The organism is Streptomyces lydicus (assembly GCF_001729485.1).
GTDB lineage: Bacteria > Actinomycetota > Actinomycetes > Streptomycetales > Streptomycetaceae > Streptomyces > Streptomyces lydicus_D.
Map to the genome: position 1 here is coordinate 3,899,685 of NZ_CP017157.1, position 12,006 is coordinate 3,911,690.

At 69.7% G+C, this 12,006-nt stretch carries 11 protein-coding genes and 1 pseudogene; 9 read left to right on the forward strand and 3 right to left on the reverse strand.

All coding sequences use genetic code 11. From position 1 onward, the window contains the following. Positions 1-471: 471 nt before the first annotated feature. The 6 genes and pseudogenes from katG to SL103_RS16930 form a co-directional block, all read left to right on the forward strand. The gene (gene katG / locus SL103_RS16910) at positions 472-2,661 is read left to right on the forward strand and encodes a catalase/peroxidase HPI (RefSeq protein WP_069569852.1); all 2,190 of its coding nucleotides are present in this window, start codon (positions 472-474) and stop codon (positions 2,659-2,661) included. 178 nt (positions 2,662-2,839) lie between these two features. Further along, positions 2,840-2,923, forward strand: coding sequence for a putative leader peptide (locus SL103_RS39535; RefSeq protein WP_397737615.1), 84 nt, complete (start codon positions 2,840-2,842; stop codon positions 2,921-2,923). 389 nt (positions 2,924-3,312) lie between these two features. After that, on the forward strand, positions 3,313-4,377 hold the full coding sequence (locus tag SL103_RS16915; protein ID WP_069569853.1) for an ABC transporter substrate-binding protein: 1,065 nt from the start codon (positions 3,313-3,315) through the stop codon (positions 4,375-4,377). Positions 4,378-4,379: 2 nt separating this feature from the next. After that, the gene (locus SL103_RS16920; RefSeq protein ID WP_069569854.1) at positions 4,380-5,231 is read left to right on the forward strand and encodes an ABC transporter ATP-binding protein; all 852 of its coding nucleotides are present in this window, start codon (positions 4,380-4,382) and stop codon (positions 5,229-5,231) included. Beyond that, positions 5,228-6,172, forward strand: a complete 945-nt coding sequence (locus SL103_RS16925; RefSeq protein ID WP_069569855.1) for an ABC transporter permease — start codon at positions 5,228-5,230, stop codon at positions 6,170-6,172. The genes SL103_RS16920 and SL103_RS16925 overlap by 4 nt, the downstream gene beginning before the upstream one ends. 54 nt (positions 6,173-6,226) lie before the next feature. Beyond that, positions 6,227-6,709: pseudogene (locus tag SL103_RS16930) on the forward strand (TauD/TfdA dioxygenase family protein); the annotation flags it as partial. Positions 6,710-6,822: 113 nt separating this feature from the next. Here SL103_RS16930 and glpK read toward each other — a convergent pair. Continuing rightward, entirely contained in the window at positions 6,823-8,337 is a 1,515-nt protein-coding gene (gene glpK / locus SL103_RS16935) for a glycerol kinase GlpK (RefSeq protein ID WP_069569856.1), read from the reverse strand. A 36-nt stretch (positions 8,338-8,373) separates the two neighbouring features. After that, positions 8,374-9,141 (reverse strand): IclR family transcriptional regulator, encoded by a 768-nt coding sequence (locus SL103_RS16940; RefSeq protein ID WP_069569857.1) that lies wholly within the window; start codon positions 9,139-9,141, stop codon positions 8,374-8,376. Positions 9,142-9,304: 163 nt separating this feature from the next. On the opposite strand from SL103_RS16940, the gene SL103_RS16945 reads away from it, so the two are divergent. Next, a complete protein-coding gene (locus SL103_RS16945; RefSeq protein ID WP_069569858.1) occupies positions 9,305-9,727 on the forward strand; it encodes an ATP-binding protein in 423 nt (140 codons plus the stop codon). A gap of 121 nt (positions 9,728-9,848) precedes the next feature. On the opposite strand, the gene SL103_RS16950 is transcribed toward SL103_RS16945, so the two are convergent. After that, complete coding sequence (locus tag SL103_RS16950; RefSeq protein ID WP_069569859.1) at positions 9,849-10,382, reverse strand: DUF1648 domain-containing protein; 534 nt, start codon at positions 10,380-10,382, stop codon at positions 9,849-9,851. A gap of 207 nt (positions 10,383-10,589) precedes the next feature. On the opposite strand from SL103_RS16950, the gene SL103_RS16955 reads away from it, so the two are divergent. Both SL103_RS16955 and SL103_RS37860 read left to right on the forward strand, forming a co-directional pair. Further along, complete coding sequence (locus tag SL103_RS16955) at positions 10,590-11,615, forward strand: L-histidine N(alpha)-methyltransferase (RefSeq protein WP_164492822.1); 1,026 nt, start codon at positions 10,590-10,592, stop codon at positions 11,613-11,615. Positions 11,616-11,742: 127 nt separating this feature from the next. Beyond that, positions 11,743-11,964 carry a DUF7489 domain-containing protein gene (locus SL103_RS37860; RefSeq protein ID WP_069569860.1) on the forward strand — a complete coding sequence of 74 codons (222 nt, stop codon included), beginning with the start codon at positions 11,743-11,745 and terminating at the stop codon, positions 11,962-11,964. Positions 11,965-12,006 lie beyond the last annotated feature (42 nt).

Consider the following 12,006-nt stretch of genomic DNA (forward strand, 5'->3'; position numbering starts at 1 on the left):
CGGGCGAACCGGTACGCGCCGCCGAAGCGCTCCGTCCCCACCTCGTTCGGTGATCAGTCCGATGCGGACCGGTACCGGGCCGGGACGAGCAGGCGCCCATTCATCGGCACCTCCGGCAGGGACGCGCCAGGTCAGGGCGCGTCCGCCGGCGACGCTGCCGTCAAGGCGACCGGACGGTCTCCGGACTTTAGGCTGGTTACGCGGCGGCGCCCTGCGTGTTCTCGTGGCAGTGGGGTCTGCGGTGCGCAACCATACGGACGCCGACCCAGGCTTGATCATCGGCGTCGTGCACAAGGGAAGGTTCTCGCCGGCTGCTGGCCCGCGTGATGTCCGCGGACCTGGTCAGGCGTTTCCAGCCGGCGGGCGCCATGGCGCGCCACGAGCGCGCGTCGCAGTGCTCGACACCAGCAAAGCAACTGACGGCAAAGGAAACCAGCAGAAGGAATCACCGAGACAGGAAGAAGGACGGACGTGTCCGGCAGCGAAAGCGAGAACCCTGTAATCCCCTCCCCGGCCCCCACACCGACCCGGCCCCGGACGAACCGGGACTGGTGGCCGAATCAGCTGGACCTCCAGGTTCTCCACCAGCACTCATCTCGGTCCAACCCGATGGAAGAAGACTTCAACTACGCGGAAGAGTTCGCGACCCTCGATCTCGACGCACTGAAGCAGGACGTCCTGGAGGTGATGACGACATCACAGGATTGGTGGCCTGCCGACTACGGTCACTACGGGCCGCTCTTCATCCGGATGAGTTGGCATGCCGCGGGAACGTACCGCATCGCCGACGGCCGGGGCGGTGGCGGCGCCGGCGCTCAGCGTTTCGCCCCCCTCAACAGCTGGCCGGACAACGCAAGCCTCGACAAGGCGCGCCGTCTGCTCTGGCCGGTCAAGCAGAAGTACGGTCGGAAGATCTCCTGGGCCGACCTTCTGGTCTATGCCGGAAACTGCGCCATGGAATCGATGGGATTCAAGACGTTCGGGTTCGGCTTCGGGCGGGAGGACATCTGGGAACCCGAGGAAATCTTCTGGGGACCCGAGGACACCTGGCTCGGCGATGAGCGCTACACCGGCGACAGGGAACTCACCGGGCCCTTCGGCGCCGTGCAGATGGGCCTGATCTACGTCAATCCGGAGGGGCCCAACGGCAACCCGGATCCGATGGCCGCGGCCAGGGACATCCGCGAGACGTTCGGGCGGATGGCGATGAACGACGAGGAGACGGTGGCGCTCATCGTCGGTGGCCACACGTTCGGGAAGTGTCATGGCGCGGTCGATCCCTCGTACATCGGCCCGGAACCCGAGGCGTGCCCCATCGAGCAGCAGGGCATCGGCTGGCGGAACACCCACGGCAGCGGCAAGGGCGGCGACGCGCTCACCAGTGGACTTGAGGGCGCATGGACCTCGGAGCCCACGAAGTGGGACAACGGGTACCTGGACAACCTGTTCCGGTACGACTGGGAGCTGACGACGAGCCCGGCCGGCGCGAAGCAGTGGACTCCCACGGACCCCGCGGCCAAGGACGCCGTGCCCGATGCCCATGATCCGTCGAAGCGGCACGCGCCCATGATGCTGACGACGGACCTCGCGCTGAAACTGGATCCGGTCTACGCGCCGATCACCAAGAGCTTCCACGAGAACCCGGACAAGCTCGCGGTGGCGTTCGCCAAGGCTTGGTACAAGCTGCTGCACCGCGACATGGGCCCCCGCTCGCGCTACCTCGGTCCGTGGATTCCCGAGCCGCAGCTGTGGCAGGACCCCGTCCCCGACGTCGATCACGAACTGGTCGCGGACGAGGACATCGCTGCTCTCAAGGACAGGATCCTGAGCTCGGGGCTGTCCGTCCCCCAGCTGGTCGCCACGGCTTGGGCGGCGGCGGCAAGCTTCCGCGGCACCGACAAGCGTGGCGGGGCCAACGGGGCACGGATCCGCCTCGCGCCGCAAAAGGACTGGGAGGTCAATGACCTGCCGGAGGTGGCCGAGACGTTGCAGACCCTGGAGCAGATCCAGCAGGACTTCAACGGCTCGCAGACCGGCGGGAAGCAGGTGTCCCTCGCCGACCTGATCGTCCTGGGCGGATGCGCGGCCGTCGAGCAGGCCGCGAAGAATGCCGGGCACGACATCACCGTCCCGTTCGCACCGGGGCGCACGGACGCCTCGCAGGAGCAGACCGACGTGGAGTCGTTCGCCGTGCTCGAACCCAGGGCAGACGGATTCCGCAACTACCTCCGGGCGGGAGAGAAGTTGTCGCCGGAGACACTCCTGCTGGACCGCGCCAGCCTGTTGACGCTGACCGCACCCGAGATGACGGTGCTGATCGGCGGCATGCGGGTCCTCAACGCCGGCTTCGCGGGGTCCCCGCACGGTGTCCTCACGCACCGGCCGGAGGCACTGACCAACGACTTCTTCGTCAACCTGCTCGACATGGGCACGGAGTGGAAGGCGTCGGTCGCGTCGGAGAACGTGTTCGACGGCCGGGATCGCGCCACGGGCGAGGCCAAGTGGACCGCCACCGCCGTCGACCTCATCTTCGGTTCGCACTCCCAGCTCCGGGCCGTCTCGGAGGTCTACGCATCCGCTGACGCGGGGGAGAAGTTCGTACGCGACTTCGTAGCGGCCTGGGACAAGGTGATGAATCTCGATCGGTTCGACCTGGCCTGAGTCCGATGTCCCGGCCGGCCACTCAGCGGCCGGCCGGGACATCATCACGATCCGCGGGGGCTGCGTGTGGCTGCGATTGTGAACGTGATGCTGCGCGCGCGTGGCGGGAGAATCAGAAAGTGGGGCAAGGGCGGTCGCCGCATTGACGTGGCTGATTTCCGCTGCCAACCTCCCGAGTGTGAGTCATTCGCAGAACTTCACCGCACGCCTGCACGTCGATCTTCGACGCCAGGCCAGTGCCATCTGTGCCGCTGGCTGCTAGAGCCGCCGACCGGCGTCAGCTCCTGAGCGACCCGTGATCCCGGTGCACATTCCGGCCCGGAAATTCCTCGTCGCCCGGTGATTTCCGCCGTACACCTCCCTGGAATCTGCCGGGTTCGGTGTGCGTGCCGGCTTCTTTCACCTCATCATTCGCCTTTCCCTTTCGGCTTTCGCGCCTCGGGTTGCCCTTGCGCCCGCCGACAGGGGAACCGCGCCTGACGCAGGCCCCGGAGGGCTTCGCCCGGCCGCTCGGCCCGCACGCACCGGCCGTCGCCCCCGCCGCCCCGTAGCCCACCCGGCAACTCCTACGCAGCCCCGCACCCCGGCGTCCGCAGCAACTGCCGTACGCGTCGCACCGCGCTCCACCCACCACTCGGACAGGACCTTGCCATGAGCACGCTGATAACCCCCTCCAGCCGACGACAGTTCCTCACCCTGCTGGGCCTCTCGGCGGCCGCGGTCAGCTGCGGCTCCGGGGGTGGCGGCGCGGCCAGGAATCAGACCAAGACCCTGCGATATCAGGGTTGGGCGGGGTCCGTCCTCCTGCCCGAACTGGCCGCGGACCTCGGCTTCCTGGAGGACGTGAAGCTGAAGTGGGTCGGCAACACGATCAGCGGGCCGCAGGACATCCAGTCGGCGGCCACCGGGCAGGTCGACTTCGGCGGCGCGTTCAACGGAGCGGTCGTCAAGCTCGCGGCGAGAAAGGCTCCCATCACCGCGGTCATCAGCTACTACGGCGTCGACAAGGCTGCCTACAACGGCTTCTACGTCCTCAAGGACAGCCCGATCCACTCGGCCCGTGACCTGATCGGCAAGAAGGTCGGGATGAACACGCTCGGCGCGCACTCCGAGGCGATGCTCGACATCTACCTGCAACGCCACGGCCTGTCGCAGGCGGACACCAAGAAGGTCGAGCCGCTGGTGGTGCCCCCGGTCAACACCGAGCAGTCGCTGCGGCAGAAGCAGATCCAGGTGGGCGTCCTCGGCGACATCCTCCGCGACAAGGCCCTGCAGACCGGAGGCATCAGGCCGCTGTTCACCGACCACCAGCTGCTCGGCGACTTCTCCGCCGGTACGTACGTGGTGAACGACCGGTTTCTCAAGGAGAACCCTGACACCGCGCGCACGTTCGTCACGGGCGTCGCGCGTGCCATCGAGTGGGCCCGCGCGCGACCGCGCGACGAGGTCATCGCCCGGCAGGTCGAGATCGTCAAGAAGCGCGGCCGGAACGAGGGCACCGCCCCGCTGAAGTACTGGAAGTCGTTCGGCGTCGCCGAGACCGCCGGGCGGATCACCGACAAGGAGCTCCAGCTGTGGATCGACTGGCTCGCCAAACGCGGTGACATCGAGAAGGGCCAGGTCAAGGCGTCGGATCTCTACACCAACGAGTTCAACGCGTACGGCCGGCGGGGCAAGCCGTCCGCGGCCGGGCCGACCTCCAAGAGCGGGAGCTGACCGTGCCTGAAGCCACCACCCCCAAGATCGAGTTCGAACAGGTGGGCAAGTCCTTTCCCGTCAAGAGGGGGAGGGCCCAGGGCCGCGGTGCGACGCACCCGGACGACGAGTTCACCGCTCTGGACGGCGTCGACCTGCGGATCGACGCCGGGGAGTTCGTCGTCGTGGTCGGCCCCAGCGGCTGCGGCAAGTCCACCCTCCTGGACCTGCTGGGCGGGCTCGCCCGGCCGAGCGCCGGACGGATCCTGCTGGACGGCGAACCGGTGACCGGGCCCGGCCTGGACCGCGGCATCGTCTTCCAGCAGTACGCGCTGCTGCCCTGGCGCACCGCCCTGGGCAACGTCGAGTTCGGCCTGGAGGCGACCGGCGTGCCACGACGTGCGCGCGCCGCCCGTGCCCGCGAGTACCTGGACCTGGTCGGGCTCGCCGGATTCGAGAACCGCCATCCGCACGAGCTGTCCGGCGGCATGCGCCAGCGCGTGGCCCTCGCCCGCTCCCTCGCCTACGACCCGGACGTCCTGCTGATGGACGAGCCGTTCGCCGCACTGGACGCCCAGTCCAGGGAGCTGCTCCAGGACGAGCTGCTGCGCATCTGGCAGCGCACCGGAAAGACCGTCGTCTTCATCACCCACGGCATCGAGGAGGCCGTCTACCTGGGACAGCGAGTAGCCGTCATGACCTCCAGGCCCGGTCGCATCAAGCAGGTCGTACCGATCGGCCTCGACTCCCGCACGGCAACGGACGACCTGCGGTCCAGCCCCGAGTTCGCACGGTACCGACACGAGATCTGGACGCTTCTGCACGACGAGGTGACCAGGACCCAACTGCTGGAGAAGGAGGAGGTCTCCGCATGAGCCTCGCAAGCGGTTCGCGCACCCGACGCAGGACCCCGGAGGAACTCAAGCCTCCGGAGGACGCCCCCGCACCGGCCACCGGTACACCGCCGGTGGCCACCGAGGAGCCGGCGGCCGTCCCGCTGATCAGGCCGGGCGGGCCGCGGTCCCGGCGCCCGTCCCTGCTGCCCCGCGTCCTGCGCGCGGCACTGACCGCCGCCACCAAGTCGGTGGCGATCCTCGCCCTGCTGCTCGCGTGGGAGCTGGCGCCCCGCTTCGGCCTGGTGGACCGGACCTTCCTGCCGCCGTTCAGCGAGGTCGCCCGGGCATGGTGGGAACTTGTGGCCAACGGCCAGCTCGCCGACAACGCGCAGGCGAGCCTGGTGCGTTCGTTCAGCGGCTTCGGCATCGCCGTCGCGGTGTCCGTACCGCTGGGCCTGCTCATCGGCTGGTACCGGCCCGTCGCCGATCTCCTCAACCCGTTGCTGCAGGTCTTCCTCAACACCGCGGCCCTGGCCCTGCTGCCGGTGTTCGTGCTGCTCCTCGGCATCGGCGAGACGTCGAAGATCTCCATCGTGGTGTACGCGTGCGCCTGGCCGATCCTGTTCAACACCATCAGCGCCGTACGCACCGTCGACCCCACCCTGCTGAGGCTGGCGAAGTCCATGGACCTGTCCGCCCCGCGGCTGTTCCAGAAGGTGATCCTGCCGGCCTCGGTGCCGACGATCTTCACCGGAATCCGGCTGGCCGGTGCGGTGTCCATCGTCGTCCTGGTCGCCGCCGAGATGATCGGAGCCAAGGCCGGTCTCGGCTATCTGATCAACGCGTCCCAGTACAACTTCGCCATTCCGCAGATGTACGCGGGCATCGTCACGATCTCCGTCATCGGCGTGGCCTTCAACCAGCTGCTGGTGGCCGTGGAGAAGCGACTCAGCTCGTGGCGCGTCCCCGCGACGCGCTGACGCCGCTGCCCGCCCCTGCCCGACGAACCCGCGCCTCCCCGGCGCCCGGCCGGCCCCGAGCCGCTGCGCGAGCTGGCGGACAAGCTGTGGGCCGTCCACACCAACGACTACGACTACGCCGCCCCGAAGAACGACAAGGCGGCCGAGCACCGCAAGAAGTTCGTCTCGCGCACGTACCGCACCGCCCACCCGTTGGTGCGCGTGCACCCCGAGACGGGGGAGCGCGGCCTGTTCATCGGCGGCTTCGCGCAGACCATCGAGGGCCTCGGCCCCTCCGAGTCCCGGGACCTGCTGCGCATCTTCCAGTCGTACGTGACGCGGCCGGAGAACATCGTCCGGGTGGCCTGGACACCTGGCGACCTCGTCCTGTTCGACAACCGCATCACCCAGCACTACGCCCCCGACGACTACGGCGACCTGCCCCGCCTGCTGCACCGGGTGACCGTCGCCGGGGACGCCCCGGTGGGCGTTGACGGCACCTCCAGCCGCGCCCTCGCAGGCGGCGACGCGGGGCACTACACACCCGCCGCGGCCTGATCCCACGGGCCCCATCAGCCCGCCGAGTTCATCGGAGCACCTCCTGGGGTCACCCCCAGGAGGTGCTTGGCGGTGACCGGTTCGATCGCCTCCCGGGCCGGGGAGACGAGCCGTCAGGGCGGGTTCGGCGGCGCGATCCAGCCGAGCGAGCGCTCGACCGCCCGCTGCCAGTTCTCGTACTCCGACTGCCGCCGCTCGGGGGGCATGTCCGGCAGCCACTGGGCGGCCCGGTGCCAGTTGCGGCGCAGGACCTCCAGGTCGGGCCAGTAGCCGGCGGCGAGCCCGGCGGCGTAGGCGGCGCCCAGGGAGACCGTCTCGACGGCCATGGGGCGCACCACGGGCACGTCGAGCACGTCGGCCAGGAACTGCATGAGCAGGTTGTCGGACGTCATGCCGCCGTCCACCTTGAGCACCTTCAGAGCGAGCGAGGAGTCGGCGTTCATGGCGTCGACCACCTCCCGGGTCTGCCAGCCGGTGGCCTCCAGCACGGCCCGAGCCAGGTGCCCCTTGGTGATGTACGAGGTGAGGCCGACGATGACACCGCGGGCATCGCTGCGCCAGTGCGGCGCGTACAGGCCGGAGAACGCCGGGACGATGTAGCAGCCGCCGTTGTCCTCGACGGTGCGGGCGAGGGTCTCGATCTCGGACGCGGTGCTGATCAGCCCCAGCCGGTCGCGGAACCACTGGACCAGCGCGCCGGTGACGGCGATCGGGCCTTCGAGCGCGTAGACCGCGGGCTGGTCCTCGATCTTGTAGGCGACGGTGGTGAGCAGTCCGTGCCGGGACCGTACGAGGTCGGTACCGGTGTTGAGCAGCAGGAAGCTGCCGGTCCCGTAGGTGCACTTCGCCTCGCCGGGGGCGAAGCAGGTCTGCCCGAACAGCGCGGCCTGCTGGTCGCCGAGCGCCGCGGCGATGCGGACACCCGGGAGGACGGCGCGGGCGGTTCCGTAGGTCTCGGCCGAGGAGTGGATCTCCGGGAGCATCGGGCGGGGGACCCCGAAGAACTCCAGCAGCTCCTCGTCCCAGTCGAGGGTGCTGATGTTCATGAGCATGGTGCGGCTGGCGTTGGTGACGTCGGTGAGGTGCAAGCCGCCGGCCCGCCCGCCGGTGAGGTTCCAGATCAGCCAGCTCTCCATCGTGCCGAACAGCACCTCGCCGTTCTCGGCGCGCTGCCGCAGCCCGTCGACATGGTCGAACAGCCAGCGGATCCGGGGGGCCGAGAAGTACGTGGACGGGGCCAGGCAGCAGCGGCGGAGGAAGAACTCGTCCCCGGGCCGGCTTCTGAGGTCCTCGACCAGCGCAGCCGTACGGGTGTCCTGCCAGACGATCGCCCTGCCCAGCGGGGCGCCCGTCTGCCGGTCCCACAGCACGGTCGTCTCGCGCTGGTTGGCGATCCCGACAGCGGCGACCTCATCGGGGCCGACACCGGCGTCGGAGAGTGCCTGCGGCACCACGCGCTGCAGGGTGTGCCAGATCTCGACGGCGTCGTGCTCGACCCACCCGGGCCGAGGGAAGTGCTGCTGGTGCTCCCGCTGGGCGACCGATACCAGCCGCCCCTGGTGGTCGAACAGGATGCATCGGGTGGAGGTGGTGCCCTGGTCGATGGACATCACATACCGCTCAACCATGATCAGCCTTCCGTTGCGGTGCACGAGGGCGGGGACTCACCAGTGGCCGGCCCCCAGATCCCTGGAGATCGCCCGGGCCGCGTGGCGGACCTGGGTCACCAGGGCCGGCTGCGGAACCCCTTTGGGGTCGCAGATCCGCTCGACCGTGCCGGAGATGCCGATGGCGCCCACCACGAGGCCACCGTGGCCCCGTATCGGCGCGGCGATGCCGGCCTCGTCCGTGATCATCTCTTGCACTTCGGCGGCCCAGCCGAGCTCCCGGACCTCGGCGAGCGCCTCGGTGATACGCTCGGGGGCGGCCAGGGTGTGCCGGGTGTACGCCTCCAGCCCGGCCTCCACGGCCGGCTCCAGGGGCACGCTGCCGAAGGCCAGCAGCACCTTGCCGAGGGAGGAGGCGTGCAGGGGGAGCAGCGAGCCCACGTCCAAGGTCTGCAGGGTGTCGTCGGGGCGGAAGACGTGGTGGACGATGAGCACCTTGCCCTCCAGGGGCGCGCCCAGGCGGACCGCCTCCCCGCTGCGGGCGGCCAGCGCGTCGGCCCAGTTGATGGAGCGGGACCGCAGCTCGTTCACGTCGAGGTAACTGGTGCCCAGGTGCAGCAGCGCGGCCCCGAGCTGGTACTTCCCGGTCGCCGGGTCCTGCTCGACGAAGTCGAGGTTCTGCAGGGTGCGCAGAATGCCGTGGGTGGTGCCCTTCGCCAGTCCGAGCGACGCGGCCACCTCACCGAGCCCGAGCCGACGGGGCCCGCTGGCGAGCAGACGCAGGATTGCCGCCGCCCGTTCGATCGACTGGACCGGGCCGGCCATGAGGCAATCGTAGTCCCGCGGTCGGCATCTGCCGATAGGGACGGCTCTTCGCGGACCGGCGTTCGGTAATGCCGACCGCTGTTCATTGACCGTCTCCGCCGGCTCCCCTAGCGTCCCCTTCAAGCCCGGCGTCCAGCCGGTAGGGGGCCTCGGAGGAGGCAGCATGACGCCACAACTCGATGCGGTGTTTCGGGAGGCGGCCGAACAGGTCTGGCCGCTGCCGCACCTCCCCGGGGCTGTCTCGGTCGTACGCCGTCGGGCGCGTGCGGTCCTGGCGCACTGGAACCTGGCCCCGGACCTTGCCGAGGACGCGCTCCTGGTGATCTCGGAGCTGATCACCAACGCGGTCGCCCACGCCCGGCCACCGGCGGTGCTGCGGCTGTCACGGATCGTCGACGGGCGCACCACCCTGCGGATCGAGGTCACCGACGCGGGGCCTGCGGCCGCGGGCGGGCGGCCGGTCGTCGAGCCCTACCCGGGTGAGTGCGGCCGCGGCCTCGGCATCGTCACCGCCCTGGCGACCCGGTGCGGCACAGATGTCCATGCGGGCGGCGTCACCCGGTGGGCGGAGCTCCTGGCAGCGTGAGCCGGTCGGCCCCGGAATGCCGAGGTGCGGGTGCGGGCCGGTTGAGGGAGGGCCAATCGCCGATCACCTGACCGGCGCCGGCACTGCCGGACCCCACCCGTCGCCTTCCTGCTGGCCGGGCTCACTTCACGGGCGTTCGCCGGTCCCGTACCGCGGCCGTCACCGTCCCGGCGGTCCCGGCGAGGAGGGGGAGGAGCATCGCGGGGAACATCCAGCCGGGCACCGCCGGATCGGCGGTGGAGCGCCACAGCACTCCGCAGCTGATCAGCAGCGAGACACCCGTGCAGGCATTGAGCACCAGCAGGGCCCGGGCGGTGCGCAGCGCCGAGGCGCGGGTGCGGGGCCGGTTGAGGGACGATCTCACCAGCGCGTTGCCGAACGGGGCCGCCTCTTCCGGGAGTTCGGCCTGCGGGGTGACCCGCAGGGTCAGCTCCGCGGCGACGGTCAGCAGCACCGTCACTCCCACGTACACGAAGACCAGCACAAACGCGCTGCCGATCGACCGTTCCGTCCAGGCGTCCACCCCGTCGGTGCCGAGGTGCTGCGGTATCCGGCTCGGCAGGTGCGGATAGCGGACGATGCCCCAGAGGGTCAGGGCGACGAGCAGCGCGGCATTGGGGAGCAGCCACAGGCGTACGGGAGCTGAGAAGACCATGGGGCCAATTGTCCGGTGGTGAGGCGCCGTTGACCGTCGTGGCTGCCGTATGGATCACGCCAATACGAGACCGGGAGTTCGGCGGCGGGTCGGCCGTGGCACGGCGTTCCGGACGGTGTGGTGGCCGCCGACGGCCGTCCTGCCCCGAGGCGAGGACCGTACCCTGCGACTGGACGGACGTGTGTGGCTGACGATGTACTCGCCGCCATGACGGCCATACAACAGCACGCGGTGACGCCGAGTGGAAGCTTCTCCCGCCTCTACTCGACAGCGCAGGTAGGTGCCATCGTCGATGCGCTCAGTCGACGAGCCGAGTTCCCGTACGAGATGACCTACCTCGGTGACGGGAGCGAGATGTGGCGAGACGGCGAAGCGCCGTCAAACCCCGCGCATGCGTCGATGCTGGCGGACCTCGATACCCTCCTCACGCGTCACGCCGAACAGCTCCTGGCCCTGGCCCCGTTATCCACGCCGGTGCAGATCGTCGATCTCGGGCCGGGCACCACGCGTCCCGTCCGGGGCCTGATCCGCCACCTGCTGGACGGCGCCCGGCTGGCCGGCTATCGAGCCATCGACATCAGCGCGGAACTCCTCGAACTGGCCGGGGAGAACCTGCGAACCGACTTCCCGGATCACGCGGCGGGCTTCGAGCTGTGCCGCGGTGACTTCACCGGCCCCGATCTCGCCCGGGCCCTCGCCGCCGATGACACGCCCGCCCACGGCGGTGCCGATCCGGTCCGCTTCGTCATCCTGGCCGGCGGCACGCTGTACAACTTCCCCGATCCGGCCCAGGTCCTGCGTCACGTACGCCGCGCCATGGACGACCGCGACGTACTGCTGCTGACGCTGCGCATCGACACCGGCGTCGACCGGCCCCCGTTCATGGATCAGGTCAGCGTGGGAGGGCCGCACAAGCCGCAGCAGCTGGCGGGCCTGGATCTGCTCGCCATCGACCGCTCCTGGTACGTCACCGAAACCGGGTTCGACCGCAGCCGCAGCGAAGTGTTCGTCCGGGCACGGTTCCTGGAGCCGGTCGCCGTGACCTTTGATGTCGGACCGGAACAGCGGACAGTGTCGTTCGAGCCGGGCGACACCGTACTCGTCTGGCGCTACCTCTACCACGACGGTGCGGCGGTGGCCGAGCAGCTGAAGCGCTGCGGGCTTCAGGTGCGGCTGTTCGAACACGGCCGGGACAGCCAGGTGGTCCTCGTCGCCGCGACGCCGGCGCGGTGAACGCCGCAGCACACGCCCGATCTTGGATCGCACGATGCTCCGGCGCCCTGGCAGGACATATGTCATCGCCGGAATCGCGACTCACGGCTCTGCAGAGTCGGCTGCCGATCCTCGTAGACTCCACAACATGTTCAAATCTCACAAAAACGGACGAGAGGATGCCTGGGAAGGCGTCGTCACCAAGAGGTCGCGGGGCATGCTCGACGGCTCGAACATGTACCACTTCGTCGAGGTCCGCCTTGCCGACGGTGCATCCCTGAAGGTCCGGATCAGCCGCCGGCTCTGGAAATCGATCGAGGTCGGCGACCGGATCGTCAGCCGGCCGGGCGCCGACCCGGTCAAGGGGTAGCCGCTGCGCGAAGCGCGGGGAGGGAGAGGGGACACCGCGGCG

Coding starts and splice junctions, on each gene's coding strand:
- SL103_RS16915 (WP_069569853.1), top strand. CDS start 3,313: ATGAGCACGCTGATAACCCCCTCCAGCCGACGACAGTTCCTCACCCTG.
- SL103_RS16925 (WP_069569855.1), top strand. CDS start 5,228: ATGAGCCTCGCAAGCGGTTCGCGCACCCGACGCAGGACCCCGGAGGAA.
- glpK (WP_069569856.1), bottom strand. CDS start 8,337: ATGGTTGAGCGGTATGTGATGTCCATCGACCAGGGCACCACCTCCACC.
- SL103_RS16940 (WP_069569857.1), bottom strand. CDS start 9,141: ATGGCCGGCCCGGTCCAGTCGATCGAACGGGCGGCGGCAATCCTGCGT.
- SL103_RS16945 (WP_069569858.1), top strand. CDS start 9,305: ATGACGCCACAACTCGATGCGGTGTTTCGGGAGGCGGCCGAACAGGTC.
- SL103_RS16950 (WP_069569859.1), bottom strand. CDS start 10,382: ATGGTCTTCTCAGCTCCCGTACGCCTGTGGCTGCTCCCCAATGCCGCG.
- SL103_RS16955 (WP_164492822.1), top strand. CDS start 10,590: ATGACGGCCATACAACAGCACGCGGTGACGCCGAGTGGAAGCTTCTCC.
- SL103_RS37860 (WP_069569860.1), top strand. CDS start 11,743: ATGTTCAAATCTCACAAAAACGGACGAGAGGATGCCTGGGAAGGCGTC.